At 44.7% G+C, this 22,195-nt stretch carries 17 protein-coding genes and 1 tRNA gene; 3 read left to right on the forward strand and 15 right to left on the reverse strand.

Features of this window, described 5'->3' with window-relative positions:
* Positions 1-7: 7 nt before the first annotated feature.
* From G3W54_RS07030 to G3W54_RS07095, 14 genes are all read right to left on the reverse strand, one after another.
* Positions 8-1,519 carry an NADH-quinone oxidoreductase subunit M gene (locus G3W54_RS07030; protein WP_162652377.1) on the reverse strand — a complete coding sequence of 504 codons (1,512 nt, stop codon included), beginning with the start codon at positions 1,517-1,519 and terminating at the stop codon, positions 8-10.
* Positions 1,520-3,502: an NADH-quinone oxidoreductase subunit L gene (nuoL, locus tag G3W54_RS07035; protein WP_162652378.1), complete on the reverse strand. Its 1,983-nt coding sequence runs from the start codon at positions 3,500-3,502 to the stop codon at positions 1,520-1,522.
* A gap of 9 nt (positions 3,503-3,511) precedes the next feature.
* The gene (nuoK, locus tag G3W54_RS07040; RefSeq protein ID WP_162652379.1) at positions 3,512-3,820 is read right to left on the reverse strand and encodes an NADH-quinone oxidoreductase subunit NuoK; all 309 of its coding nucleotides are present in this window, start codon (positions 3,818-3,820) and stop codon (positions 3,512-3,514) included.
* 18 nt (positions 3,821-3,838) lie between these two features.
* Complete coding sequence (locus tag G3W54_RS07045) at positions 3,839-4,447, reverse strand: NADH-quinone oxidoreductase subunit J (protein ID WP_162652380.1); 609 nt, start codon at positions 4,445-4,447, stop codon at positions 3,839-3,841.
* A gap of 111 nt (positions 4,448-4,558) precedes the next feature.
* The gene (gene nuoI, locus G3W54_RS07050; protein ID WP_162652381.1) at positions 4,559-5,047 is read right to left on the reverse strand and encodes an NADH-quinone oxidoreductase subunit NuoI; all 489 of its coding nucleotides are present in this window, start codon (positions 5,045-5,047) and stop codon (positions 4,559-4,561) included.
* A 1-nt stretch (position 5,048) separates the two neighbouring features.
* Complete coding sequence (nuoH, locus tag G3W54_RS07055) at positions 5,049-6,095, reverse strand: NADH-quinone oxidoreductase subunit NuoH (protein WP_162652382.1); 1,047 nt, start codon at positions 6,093-6,095, stop codon at positions 5,049-5,051.
* An 11-nt stretch (positions 6,096-6,106) separates the two neighbouring features.
* Positions 6,107-8,188 (reverse strand): NADH-quinone oxidoreductase subunit NuoG, encoded by a 2,082-nt coding sequence (nuoG, locus tag G3W54_RS07060; protein WP_162652383.1) that lies wholly within the window; start codon positions 8,186-8,188, stop codon positions 6,107-6,109.
* A 90-nt stretch (positions 8,189-8,278) separates the two neighbouring features.
* The gene (gene nuoF, locus G3W54_RS07065; protein ID WP_162652384.1) at positions 8,279-9,586 is read right to left on the reverse strand and encodes an NADH-quinone oxidoreductase subunit NuoF; all 1,308 of its coding nucleotides are present in this window, start codon (positions 9,584-9,586) and stop codon (positions 8,279-8,281) included.
* A gap of 10 nt (positions 9,587-9,596) precedes the next feature.
* Positions 9,597-10,676: an NADH-quinone oxidoreductase subunit NuoE gene (gene nuoE, locus G3W54_RS07070; RefSeq protein WP_162652385.1), complete on the reverse strand. Its 1,080-nt coding sequence runs from the start codon at positions 10,674-10,676 to the stop codon at positions 9,597-9,599.
* A 47-nt stretch (positions 10,677-10,723) separates the two neighbouring features.
* A complete protein-coding gene (locus G3W54_RS07075; RefSeq protein WP_162653601.1) occupies positions 10,724-11,944 on the reverse strand; it encodes an NADH-quinone oxidoreductase subunit D in 1,221 nt (406 codons plus the stop codon).
* A gap of 11 nt (positions 11,945-11,955) precedes the next feature.
* Complete coding sequence (locus G3W54_RS07080; RefSeq protein ID WP_162652386.1) at positions 11,956-12,564, reverse strand: NADH-quinone oxidoreductase subunit C; 609 nt, start codon at positions 12,562-12,564, stop codon at positions 11,956-11,958.
* Between the two features lie 8 nt (positions 12,565-12,572).
* The gene (locus G3W54_RS07085; protein ID WP_162652387.1) at positions 12,573-13,148 is read right to left on the reverse strand and encodes an NADH-quinone oxidoreductase subunit B; all 576 of its coding nucleotides are present in this window, start codon (positions 13,146-13,148) and stop codon (positions 12,573-12,575) included.
* Positions 13,139-13,504, reverse strand: coding sequence for an NADH-quinone oxidoreductase subunit A (locus tag G3W54_RS07090; protein WP_162652388.1), 366 nt, complete (start codon positions 13,502-13,504; stop codon positions 13,139-13,141). The genes G3W54_RS07085 and G3W54_RS07090 overlap by 10 nt, the downstream gene beginning before the upstream one ends.
* 378 nt (positions 13,505-13,882) lie before the next feature.
* Positions 13,883-13,968, reverse strand: a tRNA-Leu gene (locus G3W54_RS07095).
* Positions 13,969-14,233: 265 nt separating this feature from the next.
* Here G3W54_RS07095 and G3W54_RS07100 point away from each other — a divergent pair.
* Positions 14,234-14,971: a competence/damage-inducible protein A gene (locus G3W54_RS07100; RefSeq protein WP_162652389.1), complete on the forward strand. Its 738-nt coding sequence runs from the start codon at positions 14,234-14,236 to the stop codon at positions 14,969-14,971.
* A 57-nt stretch (positions 14,972-15,028) separates the two neighbouring features.
* Positions 15,029-15,520, forward strand: coding sequence for a xanthine phosphoribosyltransferase (gene gpt, locus G3W54_RS07105; protein WP_162652390.1), 492 nt, complete (start codon positions 15,029-15,031; stop codon positions 15,518-15,520).
* Between the two features lie 74 nt (positions 15,521-15,594).
* On the opposite strand, the gene G3W54_RS07110 is transcribed toward gpt, so the two are convergent.
* Complete coding sequence (locus G3W54_RS07110; RefSeq protein WP_162652391.1) at positions 15,595-17,784, reverse strand: esterase-like activity of phytase family protein; 2,190 nt, start codon at positions 17,782-17,784, stop codon at positions 15,595-15,597.
* Between the two features lie 642 nt (positions 17,785-18,426).
* On the opposite strand from G3W54_RS07110, the gene G3W54_RS07115 reads away from it, so the two are divergent.
* On the forward strand, positions 18,427-22,164 hold the full coding sequence (locus tag G3W54_RS07115) for a vitamin B12-dependent ribonucleotide reductase (RefSeq protein WP_162652392.1): 3,738 nt from the start codon (positions 18,427-18,429) through the stop codon (positions 22,162-22,164).
* Positions 22,165-22,195 lie beyond the last annotated feature (31 nt).

Genomic DNA, 22,195 nt, shown 5'->3' on the forward strand with positions numbered 1-22,195 from the left:
CCTCGTCTTATTTTGCTGACATTGTCATTGTGTGAGCAGCTTCAACAGCTACCGAATATTGATTAACTAACGCATCTACCGAAGCGGCTGTCGCTTCAAATACAGGTATTGGATAAACACCAAAGAAGATGACGAGAGCGATGAGTGGGTAAAGAATTACTTTCTCTCTTCCGGAAAGATCAAGTAACGCTTTTAGGTTTTCCTTTTCAAGCGCACCAAATATCACGCGCCTGTAGAGCCATAATGCGTATGCGGCAGACAGAATAACACCTGTCGTTGCAAACAGTGCGGCCCAAGTAGACACTTGGAATACACCAAGAAGCACCAAGAATTCACCAACAAAACCAGACGTTCCCGGTAGGCCCACATTGGCCATTGTAAAGAGCATGAACGCGACGGCGTAGTTCGGCATATTATTGACCAAACCACCATAAGCAGAAATTTCACGTGTATGCATGCGGTCATAAACAACACCAACACATAAGAACAACGCACCAGACACCAAACCGTGAGATAACATCTGGAAAATCGCGCCTTGAACACCTTGTGCATTCGCTGCAAAAATACCCATGGTCACGTAGCCCATATGGGCGACTGACGAATAAGCAATCAGCTTTTTGATATCAGACTGCATCATCGCGACAAGCGATGTGTAGACAATTGCAATGGCTGAAAGCCAAAACACAAATGGTGCAAAATCTGCTGACGCAACAGGAAACATTGCAAGTGAGAAACGAATAAGCCCGTAACCGCCCAATTTCAACAAAACGCCTGCCAAAATCACTGAACCAGCGGTGGGCGCTTCAACGTGCGCATCAGGCAACCACGTATGAACCGGCCACATCGGCATCTTCACAGCAAAAGAAGCGAAGAATGCCAACCACAGCCATGTCTGCATCGTAATAGGGAACTGATAGGCCAGAAGCTCAACAATATTTGTCGTACCTGCTTCCCAATACATCGCCATAATTGCCAAAAGCATAAGAACTGAGCCAAGCAACGTATATAGGAAGAATTTGAAACTTGCATAAACGCGTCGCTTACCACCCCAAACACCAATAATGATGAACATTGGGATAAGGCCAGCCTCAAAGAAGACGTAGAACAATACAATATCAAGTGCGCAAAACACACCTATCATCAATGTTTCCAAGATCAGGAACGCGATCATGTAATCACGCAAGCGACTTTCAATAGAAGTCCAACTGGCTAGAATGCAAAGCGGCATAAGGAAAGTTGTCAAAATGACAAACAGCATCGAAATTCCGTCGACACCCATATGGTAGGAAATCCCAGTTCCAAGCCAATCCATTTTCTCGACCATCTGGAAGCCCGGATTTGCATTGTCAAAATTCTTCCATATGAAGAGTGACAAAACAAACGTGAAAAGCGTTACCAGAAGCGCAACATTACGGATATTACGGCGTCCTGTCTGGCTGCTATCATCTAGAAACAGAAGAACAAGTACACCAATTAGCGGAACGAATGTAACCGTTGAAAGTAGTGGCCAATCAATCATTTAAAGTGCACTCCCAAGCATCATCCATGTAGCCAATGCTGCAATACCTATCAACATGGCAAATGCGTAGTGGTAGAGATATCCAGTTTGAAATTTAACAATCCAGTTCGTAATCGACTGCACACGAGCAGCGACTCCGTTTGGTCCATAACCGTCGATTATACGACCATCTCCCTCTTTCCAGAGGAACGTGCCAAGCCACTTGGCTGGACGCACAAAGATAAAGTCATAGAGCTCGTCAAAGTACCATTTATTGAGCAAGAACTTGTAGAGCATATTAAAATCTTCTGCTAGACGCTTCGGCGTTTCTGGCGAGCGAATATACATGTAATAAGCAGTCAAGAAGCCAATAAGCATCGCAGCAAACGGGCTCCATTTCACCCATAGCGGCACATGGTGGTAATCATCCACAAGCGTATTTCCTTCAAGCGTAAATAGAGCGCTCTGCCAGAATTCCGCATAGTGATGATGATCGAAGAAATGACCAACGAATACGACACCAGCTAGCAACGCACCTACAGCCAGAATATATAGCGGCACTAACATAACAGGAGGAGATTCATGAACATGATGCATAACATCTGCTGATGCTCGAGGTTTGCCATGGAATGTTAAGAAGATTAAACGCCAAGAATAAAAGCTTGTGAACAATGCCGCAACAACGAGCAGCGTGAAGGCAAAACTTGAGGCAATCATCGGCGACGCATAAGCAGATTCAATAATTGCATCTTTTGAGAAGAAACCAGCCGTACCAATTATAGTTCCTGGAATTCCAACACCAGTAAGCGCAACGGTGCCAATCATCATCATCCAATAGGTTTTCTTAATGTGCTTGCGCAATCCACCCATACGGCGCATATCCTGCTCATCTGACACAGCATGAATGACTGAACCTGCACCAAGGAACAATAAGGCTTTAAAGAAAGCATGTGTGAACAAATGGAAAATAGCTGCGCCATAAGCGCCAATTCCAAGTGCAACAAACATATAACCAAGTTGCGAACAAGTTGAATAAGCAATCACACGCTTGATGTCATTCTGCACAAGGCCCACTGTTGCAGCAAAAAATGCTGTAATTGCGCCAATAACAGTCACAACGACCAGTGCACTTGGGGCAAACTCAAAAATCGGCGACATACGTGCAACCAAAAACACTCCGGCGGTAACCATGGTCGCAGCATGAATAAGCGCAGAAACAGGTGTCGGACCTTCCATCGCATCAGGTAACCAAGTGTGAAGCAAGAACTGAGCTGATTTCCCCATTGCTCCCATAAAGAGAAGCAGACAACAAATTGTCAGTGCACCATTCTTGTCCAACTCCATACCAAAGATATTCGCAATGATCTGGCCCTTTTCGGCCGTTGGGGCAAACTCAGCAGCACCAGCGAATATAGCATCAAATGATACAGAACCGAACAACATGAAAATGCCGAAGATACCAAGAGCAAAACCAAAATCACCCACACGGTTAACAATAAAAGCCTTCATGGCTGCCGCAGAAGCAGACGGTTTTTTAAACCAGAATCCGATCAGAAGATAGGAAGCAAGTCCAACACCTTCCCAGCCAAAGAACATCTGAACCAGATTGTCCGACGTGATCAACATCAACATGGCGAATGTGAAAAGTGACAAATAAGCAAAGAAACGAGGACGGTGTGGATCGTGGTGCATGTAACCGATGGAATAGATATGAACCAAAGTTGATACAGTATTCACAACGACAAACATGACTGCCGTTAACGTATCAATGCGCAAAGACCAATCGATTGAGAGCGAGCCGGATTCAATCCAGCGTAAAACCTGTATCTGGATAACATCAACATCGCCCATGGCAACTTGAAAAAACGCAACCCAGGACAAAATTGCAACAATAACCATCAAGGTACACGTCAAATATTCCGAAGCCTTGGCGCCTATGCCACGGCCAAAAAAGCCTGCGATAATTGCCCCGATAAAAGGCAGGAAGACGATTGAGTGAAACATGGGTTAGCTCTAGCCCTTCATCATGTTGACGTCTTCCACGGCTATAGAGCCGCGGTTGCGATAGAAAATAACCAGAATAGCCAGACCGATTGAAGCCTCAGCGGCTGCAACAGTAAGGATAAACAATGCGAAAACCTGACCGACAAGGTCATTAAGATGCTGCGAGAACGCAACCATATTAAGATTAACCGACAGCAAAATAAGCTCGACGGACATCAGAATAATGATGACATTTTTCCGATTTAAGAAAATTCCAAAAACGCCTATCGTAAAGAGTATAGCGCTAACGGTGAGATAGTGTGAAAGACCGATTTCCATAATGTATCCTCCCCGCTCCTAAAGGCCTTGACCTGGTTTAACTTTAACAACTTCAACAGCAGTCTCAGGACGACGCGCAACCTGGCGTGAAATATCCTGACGCTTAACATCTGGTTTATGGCTCAATGTCAAAACGATCGCTCCAATCATTGCAACCAACAATATAAGACCTGCTATCTGAAAAAATGCGATATAATCAGTGTAAAGAATGTCACCAAGCGCTTGCGTATTTGTGCGATCAAGAGGAATTGGGCTGGCCCCACCAACACCCGCTTCGACATGGAATAAGTTTCCGCTCAAAACCACGACCAACTCGACCACCAGTATCAATCCGACCAACGCTCCAATAGGCGCATACTCAAGTGCACCACGTTTTAACTCGGCAAAATCTATATCCAGCATCATGACGACAAACAGGAAGAGAACCGCAACAGCACCGACATAAACGACCAATAAGATCATTGCCAAGAACTCTGCGCCCGTTAATAGGAACAGGCCAGCTGCATTGAAAAACACCAAAATGAGAAATAGCACGGAATGTACGGGATTGCGCGCTGCAATAACCATCAAAGCCGAAGCTATCGCGACAAATGCGAATATGTAGAAAAACAGAGCCTGAAGACCCATGATTACGACCTTTTCATTTTGGCAAGCTTCCCCTCGCCCAATCAGGAGTTCACCCGACCAAATTTTACATTCCGACACCCACATGAATGGGGTGCAATTCTTGCTCAACGACTACCTGTAAGGTGAATCCATTGAGATATTCCGAGCAATTTCCCGCTCCCAACGATCACCATTAGCAAGAAGCTTTTCCTTATCATAGTAAAGCTCTTCACGCGTTTCCGTTGCAAATTCAAAATTCGGACCTTCGACGATTGCATCAACCGGGCATGCTTCTTGACAAAAACCACAATAGATACATTTGACCATGTCGATATCATAACGAACCGTACGACGTGTTCCGTCATTCCTGCGCGGTCCAGCTTCAATAGTGATCGCTTGCGCAGGACAAATTGCTTCGCACAACTTACATGCAATGCACCGTTCTTCACCATTTGGATATCTGCGAAGCGCGTGCTCGCCGCGAAAACGCGGAGAGATCGGACCTTTTTCAAAAGGATAGTTGACTGTCGCTTTGGCTTTAAAAAAATACCGCATTGCCAAGAAAAACGCGCCTACAAATTCTTTCAAGAATAGTGATTTTGCTGCTTGTCCAATACCCATTTTAAGCGCTCCATCCAGTGAATTTCAACACAAAGGCAGTAATCACAACCATTGCCAATGAAATTGGTAAAAAGACTTTCCAACCAAGACGCATAAGCTGATCATAACGGTAGCGAGGAACAAAAGCCTTTACCATGGAGAACATGAAGAACATCATGCAGGTTTTAAGAACAAACCAGATAATACCCGGCACCCAGTTTAAGAACCAAATATCCACAGGAGGCAACCAACCACCTAAAAACAAAATAGTTGCAAGCGAACACAAGAGCATGATTGCCAGATACTCACCAAGCATAAACATCATGAAAGGCATGGATGAATATTCCACCATATAGCCAGCAACCAACTCAGATTCTGCTTCTGGCAAATCAAATGGCGGTCTGTTTGTCTCTGCCAATGACGAAATAAAGAAAATTACAAACATTGGGAAAAGAGCAAGCCAGTGCCAATCCAAGAATGAGTTTGGCAATCCAAGTTTTGTGCCAAATCCATCCTGTTGAGATAGAACAATGTCAGTCAGATTTAGCGAGCCGACTGCGAGCAACACAGTGACAATCACAAAACCAATAGACACCTCATAAGATACCATTTGTGCAGCGGAACGAAGCGCGCCAAGGAATGGATATTTAGAGTTGGATGCCCAACCAGCCATAATCACGCCATATACTTCCAGCGAAGAAATCGCGAAAACATACAGTATACCAACATTGATATTGGCTATAACCCAATTTTCATTGACCGGAATAACAGCCCATGTCGCCATGGCAAGTGTGACTGAAACCAAGGGCGCTAATAGAAAAACCGTTTTATCGGCACCTGCTGGAATAATAGGCTCTTTAAAGGCAAGTTTTAAAAGATCAGCAAAAGATTGGAATAATCCCCAAGGACCAACGACATTTGGTCCGCGTCTAAGCTGCACTGCGGCCCAAATTTTACGGTCTGCATAAAGAATATAAGCAATGAAAACGAGCAAACACACCATGAGGAGCAATGATTGCCCGATCATGATCGCTGCTGGCCAGACATATGTTGAAACAAAAGTATCCATATTCTGATTACCTATTCCGCTGCCACTTTAGTGTTACCCGACGCCAAAGCTGAACATTCTGCCATAACAGCTGAAGCTCGTGCTATTGGGTTTGTCAGATAGAAGTCTTTTACCGAAGAAGCAAATGCTGCCTTATTCATTCGGCCTGATTTTTTTGCTAATTTAGAAATATCCCCTGAATCTGCAACAGAAACCTCGTCTACATCTGCAAAATGAGGGTGAGCTTCATAAAGTGAAGCACGTAGTTCTGTAAGCGAATCAAATTCAAGTTTATGACCAAGCACATCTGATAGGGCTCGAATGATCGCCCAGTCGTCTTTAGCTTCACCCGGCGCAAAAGCTGCACGGTTTGAAACTTGTACTCGACCATCCGTATTTACATAGGTGCCCGATTTTTCTGTATAGGTTGCTGCCGGTAAAATAACATCCGCATGATGGGCACCATTATCACCATGAGAACCGATATAGACAGTAAAGCCAGCAGTCTTCTTAGTGAAATCCAACTCATCCGCTCCAAGTAAGAACAGAACATCTGCACCAGTTAACATATCATCAGCAGACATTGCGTCTTTTGATGGAACAAACCCAAGATCTAAACCACCAACACGCGCGGCGGCAGTATGAAGAACAGCAAAACCATTCCAGTCTTTAGTAATAGCTTTTGCGTTTTCAGCAATCTTTGCAGCATTTGCCAGGATACCTGTACCATCTGCACGAGCAAGAGCGCCCTGCCCTATGATAATCATCGGACGTTTTGCGCGTTTCAATTTCGCAGCAAATTTGTTCTTACCATCTACAACATCTTTAAGCGTATCAGGACCAGCACCAAGATACTCATAATCATAACGAAGGTCTGTCTCGTCTCCGATCACGCCTATTGGCATTTCATTTGAACGCCAAGCTTTGCGGATACGGGCATTTAAAACAGAAGCCTCAAAACGAGGGTTAGAACCGATAATCAACACAGCATCGGCGTCTTCAATTCCTTCAATCGTCGGGTTAAAGATATATGATGCGCGACCCAAATTTGGATCGAGTGCTGCACCATCCTGACGACAATCAATATTTTCAGAACCAACAGATGAAAGAAGTGTCTTAAGTGCAAACATTTCCTCTACGCTTGCCATATCACCTGCGATCGCGCCAATTTTATTAGCTTTAGCCTTTGAAACAGCTGCACCAATCGTATCAAATGCCTCAGTCCAACTTACAGGAGTTAAACGGCCATTCTTCTTTACATATGGGCGATCAAGACGCTGCGTTTTCAAACCATCCCAGATGAAACGGGTTTTATCAGAGATCCACTCTTCATTCACCGCCTCGTTCATGCGCGGCATAATACGCATAACTTCGCGCCCGCGCGTATCAACCCGAATAGCAGAACCACATGCATCCATAACATCGATGGATTCTGTTTTATTCAACTCCCAAGGACGAGCCTGGAAAGCATAGGGACGTGACGTCAATGCACCCACTGGGCAAAGATCAATCACATTACCTTGCAACTCAGACGTCATGGCTTGTTCAAGATATGTTGTAATTTCTGCATCTTCACCACGACCGATCAAACCAAGTTCAGAAATTCCAGCAACCTCTGTTGTAAAGCGAACACAACGTGTGCAGTGAATGCAGCGATTCATGATCGTTTTAACAAGTGGTCCAATATATTTATCTTCAACAGAACGTTTTGATTCTTGATAACGTGAATTATCGATACCAAACGCCATGGCTTGATCTTGCAAGTCACACTCACCGCCCTGATCACAAATCGGGCAATCAAGCGGATGGTTGATTAACAAAAATTCCATCACGCCTTCGCGTGCTTTTTTGACCATTGGCGTGTTTGTGAAAACCTCCGGAGGCTGACCTTCAGGACCTGGGCGAAGATCGCGAACACCCATAGCACAAGATGCTGCTGGTTTTGGCGGACCGCCCTTTACTTCAACCAAACACATGCGACAGTTGCCAGCGATGGACAAACGCTCATGAAAACAAAAACGCGGCACTTCCGCGCCAGCTTCTTCACAAGCTTGTAACAATGTGTAGTGGTCGGGAACCTCGACCTCATTTCCATCAACTTTGATAACTGCCATAGTCAGTTGTCCACTTTATTTTCAATCTACGATCCAAAGATCGAATTTATCTTCAAAACTCTCAAACCAAAGGCCAAGAGCCAAAACTACTTATTCAGCCGCTTCTAATCTCGTATTCGTCGAATTATCAGCGTTTCGTGTATATGCATCAATCCGCGCCTCAATCTCAGGGCGGAAATGACGGATTAAACCTTGAATAGGCCATGCTGCAGCATCACCAAGGGCACAAATCGTGTGGCCTTCAATCTGTTTTGTAACGTCAAACAACATGTCAATTTCGCGTTTTTGCGCATTGCCAGTCACCATGCGCTCCATAACACGCCACATCCAGCCAGTACCCTCGCGGCATGGTGTGCATTGACCACAGCTTTCATGTTTATAAAATGCTGAAAGACGCGCAATCGCCTTAATAATATCCGTAGATCGATCCATCACGATCACAGCTGCCGTACCGAGGCCCGACTGCAACTCACGCAAACTATCAAAATCCATCGGGCAATCAATGATCTGTTCCGCAGGTACACAAGGCACCGAAGACCCACCCGGTATAACTGTTAAGAGGTTATCCCAACCTCCGCGAATACCGCCACAATGTTTATCAATCATTTCACGGAAAGGAACCGACATTTCTTCTTCAAACGTCGCAGGTTTATTTACGTGACCAGATACACAGAAGAGTTTTGTGCCAGCATTGTTTGGACGCCCAAAGCCTGCAAACCAACCAGCACCACGACGCAAAATTGTTGGAGTTACAGCGACAGACTCGACATTATTGACAGTAGTCGGGCAACCATAAAGTCCCATATTAGCTGGAAATGGAGGCTTCAAACGAGGTTGGCCTTTTTTACCTTCCAAACTTTCCAATAAAGCTGTTTCTTCACCGCAAATATAAGCACCGGCACCATGATGGAGATATACATCCATATCCCAGCCAAGTTTGCTATTCTTGCCCAGAAGACCCGCGTCATAGCATTCATCGATTGCAGCCTGCATAGCTTCGCGTTCGCGCATATATTCACCGCGGATATATATGTATGTCGCATGCGCGCCCATTGCAAAACCTGCAATCACACATCCTTCAATCAGCGTGTGCGGATCATGCCGCATAATATCACGGTCTTTACATGTGCCGGGCTCAGACTCATCAGCATTGATGACGAGGTAATGCGGACGACCATCGCTTTCCTTTGGCATAAATGACCATTTAAGCCCTGTTGGGAAACCAGCACCACCACGACCACGAAGACCAGAAGCTTTCACTTCATTGATGATCCAATCACGCCCTTTATCGAGGAATTTCTTTGTGCCATCCCAATGACCACGAGACATAGCTCCCTTAAGAGACTTGTCATGCAAACCGTAGATATTTGTAAAGATACGATCTTTATCTTGTAACATAATCTATCCTCTATCTCGGTTTCTTGCCAAAGACTTTGATATATTCAGCTTCACCACCCTTAGCGAGTGCCTTGGCTTGTTTTATCCAGTCATCACGGTCAATGCGGCCTTTGAATTTCAGATAACCATCAACCCATTCACGCTCGGCCTTTTTCCACTTGGAAACTTGCTCGAACTTATAAATGCCAAGTCCGTTCAACACACCTTCCAATTTTGGACCAACACCAGAGATCAATTTCAGATCATCGGGCTTGGCTGGTTTGCGAACTTTTGGCGGGCGGTTTTTATCATCAAGAGATGCAACTGCCGCAGGTTTAGAAGCGGGCGACTTTGCTGGCGCTTTAACTGCAGCAGTTTTTGATACTGTCGCTTTAGTCGCCGCGGGCTTTGCCTTTGAAGCAGCCTTAACAGGTGCTTTTTTCGTGGCCGCCTTTTTCGTTGGCGCTTTTTTTGCCGCTGATGACGAACGCTTCTTTGAAGGATCTTCTAAAAGCGTAACTGGTCCACCTTCAGGCGCTGAGAATATGCGATCGATTTGAGGACCAGTTGGAACCTCCTCACCTTTGCCAGCTTCAAAACGCTCTATGATAAATGACAAACGCTCTGGCGTTAAATCTTCATATGCATCCTTGAACACCATGACCATTGGAGCATTTACACATGCGCCCTGACACTCAACTTCTTCCCAAGACATTGTACCAGCTTCATTTGTCTTAAATGGTTCTGGGTTAATGCGTTTTTTACAAAGCGAGATCAGTTCTTCCGAGCCGCGCAACATGCATGGCGTTGTACCACAAATCTGAATATGCGCGCGCGTTCCAACTGGCTTAAGTTGGAATTGCGTATAGAAAGTAGCAACTTCCAATGCGCGAATATAAGGCATGCCAAGCATATCAGCGATATATTCAATAGCTGTTTTCGTAACCCAGCCATCCTGCTCCTGTGCAAGCATTAAGAGCGGAATAACCGCGGACTGCTCGCGGCCTTTTGGATATTTCTTAACCCACACTTTTGCTTCTGCTGCAAATGTGCGGTTGAACTTAAAACTCTCCGGCTGGAGATTATCTTCTGCTAAGCGGCGTACAGACATTATTTCCCCTTACGCGGCCAAAATTACAATAAAGTGAAGGTGCCCATTCATCGGTCAACCTCACCAAACACGATATCCAACGACCCCAACACTGCTGACACGTCAGCCAGCTGGTGGTTTCGACAGACAAAATCCATTGCCTGCAAATGCGCATAACCAGGTGCGCGAAGTTTACAGCGATATGGTTTATTTGAGCCATCTGAAACAAGATAGACACCAAATTCACCTTTCGGCGCTTCCACTGCGGCGTAAACTTCACCCTCCGGCACATGATAGCCTTCGGTATAGAGTTTAAAGTGATGGATCAAAGCTTCCATAGAACGCTTCATTTCAGAACGTTTTGGCGGCACCATTTTGCCATCAAGAGATGAAACTGGCCCAGTCGCTTCTTTTCCCAAAAGCTGATCGATACATTGACGCATAATTTTCGCAGATTCGCGCATTTCAATCATGCGGATCAAATAGCGATCGTAATTATCACCGTTTTTGCCGATTGGAATATCAAAATCAAGCTCGGAATAACACTCATATGGCTGCGAGCGTCGCAAATCCCATGCAGCACCAGAACCACGAACCATGACACCAGAAAAGCCCCATGCCCAAGCATCATCAAGAGCAACGACACCAATATCAACATTACGCTGTTTAAAAATGCGATTGTCGGTCAATAGACCTTCGATATCATCGCAAGTTTGTAAAAATGGATCAATCCACTTGCCGATATCTTCTACGAGTTCTTGTGGCAAATCCTGATGAACGCCACCAGGGCGGAAATATGCTGAGTGCATACGCGCACCACATGCTCGTTCATAAAAAACCATTAGTTTTTCGCGCTCTTCAAAGCCCCAAAGTGGTGGTGTTAGCGCACCAACATCTAGTGCCTGCGTCGTAATATTCAGAAGGTGGGATAAAATCCGCCCAATTTCAGAATAAAGCACACGAATCAACTGGCCACGTTTTGGAACTTCAACTCCCATAAGACGCTCAACAGAAAGAGCGAACGCATGCTCCTGATTCATCGGCGCGACATAATCAAGGCGATCAAAATAAGGAATTGCTTGAAGATATGTCTTGGTTTCAATCAGTTTTTCTGTTCCACGGTGCAGAAGCCCAATATGCGGATCAACACGCGTAACAACTTCACCATCAAGCTCTAACACTAAGCGCAATACGCCGTGAGCAGCTGGGTGCTGTGGGCCGAAGTTGATATTAAAATTACGAACATTATGCTCGGTTTCAGCTTGTTTGGTCACAACTTGATCACTCATGGCATTATCACTCATGATTGACCCTCCGCCTTTTCATCACCTGGGAGAACATAGTCGGTCCCCTCCCAAGGGCTGAGGAAATCAAAATTTCGGAATTCTTGCTTCAATTCAACTGGCTCATAAACGACGCGTTTTTGTTCGTCGTCGTAGCGAACCTCAACATAGCCTGTTGTCGGGAAATCTTTGCGCAGCGGATGACCTTCAAAACCGTAGTCTGTCAGAATACGTCTTAAATCCGGGTGACCTGTAAACAATATGCCGTACATGTCATATGCTTCGCGCTCAAACCAGTCAGCGCCTACAAATACAGATGTAGCCGATGGCAATGTCTCACCTTCGCCGACAGCAACTTTAATACGAATACGAGTATTCTGCTGTGGTGACATAAGGTGATAAACAACATCAAAGCGTTTTTCGCGCTGCGGCCAATCCACACCACAAATATCGATGAAGCTTACAAATTTGCAGCGGGCATTATCGCGCAAAAATGTCAGAAGCTCTATGATACCGTCTGTTTCAGCCGTAATTGTAAGTTCGCCATAGGCAATCTCGGTCTCTTTAACCGAGGCACCTAGTGCTTCTTTAATTACACCTGCGAGTTCTTCCAAAGTTTCGCTCATACTTTTCTCTATCGCTCAATTGTACCGGTACGGCGGATTTTCTTTTGCAGCATTAATACACCATACAAAAGAGCTTCTGCCGTCGGAGGGCAACCAGGCACATAAATATCCACTGGAACAATTCGATCACAGCCGCGTACGACTGAATATGAATAATGATAATAACCGCCACCATTTGCGCATGAACCCATTGAGATCACATATCTCGGTTCTGGCATTTGATCATAAACTTTACGAAGAGCTGGCGCCATCTTATTGGTCAATGTGCCAGCAACAATCATCACATCAGATTGGCGCGGCGTACCTCGAGGTGCAAAACCAAAACGCTCGACATCATAACGCGGCATAGACGTATGCATCATCTCAACAGCGCAGCAGGCAAGACCGAATGTCATCCACATAAGTGAGCCCGTACGCGCCCAAGTAATGAGGTCTTCAGCTGATGTTACAAGAAAACCCTTGTCGGCTAACTCATTGTTCATCTCACCAAAAAAAGCATCATCAGAACCTACTGGCTTACCCGTATTAGGATCAAGAATGCCCTTAGGTTGAGGAGCAATTAATGTTGTGTCCCCTAATCCCATTCCAGAGCTCCTTTTTTCCACTCATATGCAAAGCCGATTGTAAGAACGCCCAGGAACACCATCATTGACCAAAATCCAATCCAGCCGATATCAGCAAAAGATACAGCCCAAGGAAACAGAAACGCAACTTCCAGATCAAAAATAATAAACAGAATGGCAACTAGATAGAAGCGAATATCAAACTTCATTCGCGCATCATCAAATGCATTAAAGCCACATTCATATGCAGATAGTTTTTCTGCATCTGGTGCTTTGTATGCCAATGCAAATGGTGCAATGAGCAAAGCCAGCCCAATTACAAGCGATAATCCCAGGAAAATCGCAATTGGTAAATAATCACCAAGAAATTCAATCATTATTTCACTTCCCGTACGATAGCTTGAATGCAGTCCGCTATCTCACCATCGGTTTGACGAAACGATATTGACTATTAGTCGTTTGCCCGTGGTTAGCGCAGGCAGACAAAACGCGCAAGAGTCTGAATGATGATTTTTGAATTAAGCAGTGAATTAATCGACACTTCATTAAAAACGTGATCAAACTAAGGCGAAAAAGAATAAAGATAGACGATATTCTATACCACAGTTTATCCCGAAAAGAATCGATTAGGCTTGAAATACACTCATATAAAATATGATAAAAATAGTCAAGTTTAAAAATGAATAACATGCAGCTGAAAAGAATGAACAACCATACTAATCGATCAGCTACAATAATTTCTGGAAATTTTAAGGTGGTGCGGGCACCGGGACTCGAACCCGGACGGCCTAGGGCCGAGGGATTTTAAGTCCCTTGCGTCTACCAATTCCGCCATGCCCGCAAACACCAAGGGCTGACTACACGAAGCACCCCATATCAATCAAGCCCTTTTATACGATTTGTATTGCAGAACTCATTTTTTTTGCGCTTGCTTTGACGTGCATCCACATTGAATCAGTATATGAAGCTCCTGAATCAATATACAAGACATTGGTACCAAAGCTTGAAATGCTGCTTGTAAATGATTCATTTGATTCATAAAAACAAGCTCAAACAAATTTCACTGTGTAAAGAATACGCACACATAGAGGTCATCGGTATATCTAATGAGCAACACAACTATATCTGCATCCGCACTCGCCATCGGTGATGAATTATTGTCAGGCAAAACGCGAGACAGGAACATTGGACACCTTGCCGTAACGCTCACATCAATTGGTGTGACATTGCGGGAAGTCAGAATTGTGCAGGATGATGAGAGCGCAATCGTCGAAGCTTTAAATGACCTCAGGTCAAAATACGACTATGTCTTTACTTCAGGCGGCATCGGCCCCACTCATGATGACATAACAGCCGATTCCATTTCAAAGGCATTTGATTTACCGTGTATATATGAAGACAAAGCTATGGAGCTTTTATCTGCACACTATAAACAGCGAGGGTTGGAGTTCACAGCTGCAAGACAGCGAATGGCGCGAATGCCTGAAGGCGCTGTTCATATTCATAATCCAGTATCAGTGGCCCCGGGCTTTCACATTAAAAATGTGTATGTCATGGCGGGGGTGCCAAAAGTATTTGAAGCAATGCTCAGTAATGTGATCCCTACTCTAAAAACGGGCACTATACTTCTATCAGATTCGATAATCAGCTTTCACGGCGAAGGCGATATTGGAACACCATTGGGTGACATACAGAATGACAATCCGGATATAAGCATTGGCTCATACCCTAAATTCGCCCAAGATGGTGGCTATTCCAGCGAAATCGTCGTTCGCGGATTAGATAATGAAAAAATAGCCAAAGCAATCTTGGAAATCAAAGCAATGTTGAATAGCCTAGATTGACCTTTCACGAAACATTAGATTTATTTAGCTAAACTTCACAAATCTGCGAGATATGTAATGACACCTCCTGATAAATCATTCCCAGTATCTTGGGACCGCTTTCACCAAGATGCTCGCGCACTGGCATGGCGGCTTTCCGGACATGAAACAAACTATAGCGGTATTATTGCCATCACACGCGGTGGTCTGGTGCCAGCTGCGATCATTTGCCGTGAATTGAATATTCGGATGATCGATACTGTTTGTGTAGCGTCCTATCATGATTATAAAAACCAAGGTGACATGGAAGTCATCAAGGGCGTTTCACAGGATTTTTTAGAAACTGACGGCGAGAATCTGCTGATCATCGATGATCTAACTGATACCGGCAAAACCGCTGGCATCGTACGCGCAATGCTCCCCAAAGCGCATTTTGCAACTGTCTATGCAAAGCCAAAAGGCCGGCCCTTGGTCGACACATATATTACAGAAGTAAGCCAAGACACATGGATTGTGTTCCCTTGGGATATGGGTACGTCCTATCAGGAGCCAATCGCAAAAGGCGGGTAGCCTTTTATTCACTGACCAAGCACAAAAGGCTGGGAATAACTCCCAGCCTTTTTATTATAATTTATGTTTGATCGCTACATAGCTGCCATTGCGTCTAATTTGATGAATTGTGTTTCACCATTTGAATCATCAACACCGTCATTATCAGTCACAATGAACATTTCGCCATTTTTATCGATACCAAGGCCTTCGACTTTATCAAGAACATAGCCACCATACGATTGCATGACCGGCAGAAGGTCTTTGTGAAGTTCCTTTTTCACAATTGGTAGTTCGCCGCCAATTTTTGCAGGCTTTAGCTCACTTAAGGCAACTTTATACAGCTTCTTAGTAACCGCCGCTGCGCCAATTTGATTGTCACGCTCTAGAATATAAGCGTGATCACCGAAGATTGAGATTTCAGACAGGCCAACCCAACCTCTTTCCTTTCCGTCAAGCGGGTAACTCACAGCACCCCATTCTTTGGATTTAAGATTGTAGTTTACAAGTTTAACAAAGCCTTTGGCATCATCTTGCCACTCACGCTGGATTGCAATCCAGAGATCATCACCATGTTTGGCGATACCTTCAGAGCCGAAACGTTTTTGAACTGCTAATAATTCTTCAGGAAATGCAATTTCATCTTCAATTTCGCCCTTAGCGTTCACATGATAGATCGCATGAGGTGTCAAACGGTCGTTACGACCTTCTGATGCGATAAAGAAACCACCCTCCCCGTCAAGCGTAACACCTTCCATGTCAAGTTTTTGTGCTGGCATACCATCACGTGTAATAGGCAACGCTGAGATGATCTGAGCGGGTTGTTGTGTCGCATCAATTTTAAAGATCTGCGGCTGAGAGCGATAGAAACTATCATTTACTGCATAGAACACACCCGGCGTTTCAGCATCACCTACCAGACCAGACAATGCACCCCAACCAATTGGACGACCATTATCATCAAGCTTTGACGTCAACATCGGATATTTAGGTGCGGCTGCGCCATACTGATATATCGTAACGTGCGAGCGAACACCGCCATCTTCAATAAGATCTTTTTCATTCGAAGCAACAAAAAGATTACGCTCTGGGATCGCTATGGCTCCCTCTGGGGCAAGACCCGTTGGCAAAAGCTGAACAAACTCTGGTTCATCACCAGTGTCTTTATATACACCAATAACCGATCCACGCTCTGACAGAACAAAAATGTAGTTCGTGTTTCCAAACTTACCAACTTCCAGACCTTCTGGTTCAGCGCCCTTATTTCCAGAACGCTTTTCCGGGTAGTGACCTGCCATCGCAACCCGATATTCAAAGTCAAGACCAGATTCATAAAGGACCTCGCCAGATTTTGAGAAAATTGTAAATCCACGTGATCCGCCTTTATAATCACCTTCGTTGGCGATAACAAAACGATCATTATCCAACCACTGAACAGCATCTGGTTCACGCACGACACCCGATAACGTCGCATCAAATGTCAGCGCACGCTCTTCATCCACGTCCACATTTTTAAGATCGACACTACCGGCTGAAAAATGCGATTGAACCTTACCGTCTTCAGATATGACAACAATATGGTTGTTTTCCTGCATTGTAAGGACAATTTCATTATTATCGTTAAAATCAACAAACTCCGGCTCAGGGTCACTACCGGCAACATCCGCCAAACCACTAACATCAGCCTTAATCATTGTGTCGCAATTTAATTTGCCATCTCTCACCTGCAAAATTGATACAAAACCTGCGGGTGCTTGTGGGATGATACCATCATTAAGGTCTTCATCGCGCTCATTTTCAATTGCAACAGCAACAAGGGAGCCGTCTTTAGATACGGCCACCGAATCAGGCTGGCCACCTAAATCGCAGGAATGAGAGATAGATTTCGTTTTCAAATCAATAACCGCAAGATTTCCAGATGGAGACACAAAATCTTTCGATGTGTTTACACCAACAAACGCAAAACCTTTTTTGATTGAGACTGAAGTCGGCTCACCACCAAGTTTAATAGTACCAAGGGGAGCAGGCGATCCAGGGTTGGTGATATCAATCATTCCAATCGCGCCAAGAGGGCTATCAGAATAAACAACCATATTACCATCTTCTGACGCTGAGATAATTTCGGCAGATGTCTCAGTTTTCTGAGACATATCCGATGGCAAATTCAAATTTACAGGGAAGGATGCGATTCGATTGAAATACTCATCGGCACACACACTTGATGAGAATGTAAAGACACTTCCCATAAGAAAAGAAAAAAATATTTTTTTTGTTGATAGTCGCATCAGATATTCTCCGCAAAATGTATAATCATCTGCTTCAGATAGCTAAATAGATTAAATCTTGAGCGACAGATTGATGAAGGTTTAATGACACTCTCTGCATAAACACTGGTTTTAAAGGGAAAGTGCTTTAATGATTTCATCCAAAAAGACTCAATTTGGAAAAAAGTAAATGTTTCCCCAATTTCCACATGTTCCATACACAATATATCGTGGGTAATATTTGTGTAGCAACTACCCCTTGACGACAGCATCCGAGTCGCGCCTTATAGAGCTACGTTGCGTTGTGACGAGCTGGAGGGGTTTCAGACCAGCAATTTCATAGTTTTATTAAGTTTATGCATCTGAGTTCAGGTGCAGGGTTTGTTATGGCCAAAATTTGGAGAAAATCAGAAAATATTTCATTTTTTGACTAACTTCTTTTTTAAACATTAACGTTCTGTTAATACTGTATTTAGTAACTTGATAAATACAAAACACAAGATATAGATGTTCCTTGGGGGAATACTCTGTTATAATTAACTGGCTTTTGTCGCACTCGCGCTTGCTGAAAGTAAACGCAGTCGATGCTAGCTGCTGGGGAAATACTGCCTATTTGCTATTAAAAGGAAGCAATGGGCCAACACTTAAAAGGATTAATAAATTATGCGGATTGAACGCTGCTTTACTAAAGATGGACAAGGCGCTTATTCAGGTATCGAGTTTCGTAAGGCGACAAGCGAAATTAAGAACCCGAATGGCTCAATTGTTTTCCGTCTTGAGAATATTGATGTGCCAAATCAGTTCAGCCAAGTAGCTGCTGATATTCTGGCGCAAAAATATTTCCGTAAAGCAGGTGTCCCCGCTGCTTTGAAAAAAGTGGAAGAAAACGATGTTCCTTCATGGCTTTGGCGTTCTGTTCCAGATGAAGAAGCACTCGCTGCACTTCCAGAGGACGAGCGTTATGGTTCTGAAATTGATGCACGTCAGGTTTTTGACCGCCTCTCAGGCACGTGGACTTATTGGGGCTGGAAGGGCGGTTACTTCAACAACGAAGAAGATGCCCTCGCCTTCCGCGATGAACTTGCCTATATGCTCGCAACCCAGCGCGTAGCACCAAATTCCCCACAGTGGTTCAACACAGGTCTTCATTGGGCATACGGCATTGATGGACCAAGCCAAGGCCACTTCTATGTTGATCCGTTCAGCGGCAAGCTGGTCAAGTCAGAGTCATCTTATGAGCATCCGCAGCCTCATGCATGCTTTATTCAGTCTGTTGAAGATGATCTCGTCAATGAAGGTGGTATTATGGACCTTTGGGTTCGTGAAGCGCGCCTCTTCAAATATGGCTCTGGTACAGGCTCAAATTTCTCACACCTTCGTGGTGAAGGTGAAGCTCTTTCAGGCGGCGGAAAATCTTCCGGCCTCATGAGCTTCTTGCGCATTGGTGATCGTGCTGCTGGTGCAATTAAATCCGGCGGGACAACACGCCGCGCAGCAAAAATGGTCGTCGTTGATATCGATCATCCAGATATTGAAAACTACATCAACTGGAAAGTTGAAGAAGAACAAAAAGTTGCAGCCCTTGTAACCGGTTCGAAAATTGTTTCCCAGCACCTCTCATTGATTATGAAAGCCTGCATCAATTGCGAAGCTGACAATGATGCATGTTTTGACCCTAAGCAAAACCCGGCTCTTAAGCGCGAAATTAAAGCAGCAAAGAAAAATCAAGTACCTGAAAACTACGTCAAACGCGTTATCCAATTTGCTCAACAGGGTTACAAAGACATTGAATTTAAAACCTACGATACAGACTGGGATTCTGCGGCATACTTGACTGTTGCAGGCCAGAACTCAAATAACTCTGTATCCATTAAGGATGATTTCCTTCGCGCTGTTGAAAGTGATTCTGATTGGGATCTGATCGGCCGCCGCGATGGCAAGGTAACCAAAACACTTAAAGCACGCGAACTTTGGGAATCCATTGGTTACGCTGCGTGGGCATCGGCTGATCCTGGGTTGCATTTCAATACAACAATGAATGACTGGCACACATGCCCTGCGGCGGGTCCAATTCGCGCATCAAACCCTTGTTCTGAATACATGTTCCTTGATGATACGGCATGTAACCTTGCCTCAATGAACTTGCTTCGTTTTAAAGATCAAGAATCTGGCAACCTCAATATCAGCGATTTTGAGCATGCGACACGTCTTTGGACAATCGTACTCGAAATTTCAGTGATGATGGCGCAATTCCCATCTCGCCAGATTGCTGAATTGTCTTACAAATACCGCACAATCGGTCTTGGTTATGCCAATATTGGTGGCCTGCTTATGACAAGTGGCATTCCATATGATTCAGATGAAGGCCGCGCAATTTGCGGTGCCATTACATCGATCATGACAGGCGTTTCCTATGCGACATCTGCTGAAATGGCTGGTGAGTTGGGCCCATTCCCGGGCTATAAGCCAAATGCAAAAAACATGTTGCGTGTTATCCGTAACCACCGTTTAGCAGCTCATGGTGAAGCAGAAGGATATGAGGCATTGTCCGTGAACCCTGTTCCCCTCATTCATGATGATTGTCAGGATAAAGACCTGATTAAACATGCGACAGATGCATGGGATAATGCACTTGAACTTGGTAAAAAATACGGTTTCCGTAATGCACAAGCCACAGTTATCGCGCCAACAGGCACAATTGGCCTTGTCATGGATTGCGATACAACGGGCATCGAACCTGATTTCGCTCTTGTGAAATTTAAAAAGCTTGCGGGTGGAGGCTACTTCAAAATTATCAACCGCGCAGTGCCAGAAGCCCTTCGCACACTCGGCTATTCAGAAAGCCAAATTGCTGAAATTGAAGCTTATGCAGTTGGCCATGGTAATCTTAATCAGGCGCCTGGCGTTAATCCAGGTTCGTTGAAAGCAAAAGGCTTTAGTGACGAACAAATAGCAATGCTCAATGAAAGCCTTAAAAGCGCTTTTGATATTAAATTTGTGTTCAATAAATGGTCATTGGGCGAAGAGTTCTGCAAAGAAACACTTGGCCTGAATGATGAGCAACTTGATGACATGTCATTTGATTTGCTCGCAGCAATCGGCTTTGATAAAAAAGACATCGAAGCGGCCAATATTCATATTTGTGGTGCCATGACACTTGAAGGTGCACCATTCTTAAAAGACGAACACCTTCCAGTTTTCGATTGTGCAAACCCATGCGGTAAAATCGGCAAGCGTTACCTCTCAGTTTATAGTCATATCCGCATGATGGCAGCGGCACAGCCATTTATTTCCGGTGCGATTTCCAAAACGATCAACATGCCAAACGATGCGAATGTTGATGATTGTAAAGAAGCTTACATGCTGTCTTGGAAGCTCGCACTTAAGGCGAATGCGCTTTATCGTGATGGTTCAAAACTTTCACAACCACTCAATGCATCTTTGATTGCCGATGATGATGAAGATGCAGTGGAAGCAATTGCAGAGGCACCAGCAGCTGCGCAAGCTGTGCAGATCACAGAGAAAATTGTCGAGCGTGTTATCGAACGTGTTGTACGTGAACAGGAAAAGCTTCCTACACGCCGCAAAGGCTACACACAAAAAGCAAAAGTGGGCGGCCACACCGTCTTCTTGCGCACTGGTGAATATGATGATGGTCGCTTGGGTGAAATTTTCCTTGATATGAACAAGGAAGGCTCAACCTTACGTGCATTGATCAACAATTTTGCAATTTCCGTCTCACTTGGCCTTCAATATGGTGTGCCGCTGGAAGAATATGTGGACGCATTCGTGTTCACCAAGTTCGAACCAGCAGGTATCATTCAGGGTAATGACGCGATCAAAAACGCAACATCAATTCTTGATTATGTCTTCCGCGAGTTGGCTGTTTCTTATCTTGATCGTCATGACCTTGCACATGTAGATCAATCTGAATTCTCATCAACTCCAATGGGCAAAAGCATTCAGGACGGCACAACTGATGCTGTATCTAAAGGTTGGACACGTGGTCACAAACTGTCCATCATCAACCAAGACCCATCCGGTTCAGACGGATCAAATGTAACAGCAATTGCCTCCGGAACCGTTGCAACTGCAGCTGTTGCATCAAATGCTGTCGCTGAAATGTTCGAAGATGCGGAAGCATTTAATCGCCAGTATGAAAAAGCTGATGATACAGTCGAAGTCAAAGAAAATGCCGAAACAGCCAAAGCAGAAGCAACAGGCCTTTCCTCTGCATCCGAACAAAGCGCTGCGAAAAAACTTGAAGCAGATCGCAGGGTAAAAGCCATGATGCAAGGCTATACAGGTGACATGTGCACCGAATGTTCAAACTTTACCATGGTCCGCAACGGCACATGCCTAAAATGCGACACCTGCGGAAGCACAAGCGGCTGTAGTTAGAAACACCCACTTACGGGATAGACACCCCTCG

Origin of the sequence: Lentilitoribacter sp. Alg239-R112 (assembly GCF_900537175.1) — a bacterium.
GTDB lineage: Bacteria > Pseudomonadota > Alphaproteobacteria > Rhizobiales > Rhizobiaceae > Lentilitoribacter.